At 57.7% G+C, this 331-nt stretch carries 1 pseudogene; it reads right to left on the bottom strand.

The features are described 5' to 3' along the window. Nucleotides 1–238: pseudogene (locus K6N12_RS33800) on the bottom strand (hypothetical protein); the annotation flags it as partial. Between the last annotated feature and the right edge of the window lie 93 nt (nt 239–331).

Here is a 331-nt window from a genome sequence, read left to right as displayed (position 1 = left end):
GGAAAAGGTAAATGTCGCTCTGCATGCCTGATGGCCCCAGAGTGGCCGTGTAGGGCACACCATGGATACTGAAGTTGGTGGGTTTGTCCGCGCTCGGCAGCAAGTCAAACAAGTACATTGCAGGCAGAAGGTCATCTGGTACCGGTTGATTGCCGTGTTGCCAGCTCGGAGGGACAAATCCTCCCAAGTCGTCCACAGGCAGCGTGTACTGTGGGGTGCCGAAGATCGATGCCCCCAAGCTTTGCTCCCATGGTGCGTCTGGCGGATTGACGCTTTGCACCGGTGAATAGGCGGCTGACGGCAAATCCTGCCGGAAGGGCGCTGTATTCCA

It is taken from the genome of Rhizobium redzepovicii (genome assembly GCF_019793435.1).
GTDB classification, from domain to species: domain Bacteria; phylum Pseudomonadota; class Alphaproteobacteria; order Rhizobiales; family Rhizobiaceae; genus Rhizobium; species Rhizobium redzepovicii.
This window is presented reverse-complemented; position numbering and strand designations above follow the sequence as displayed.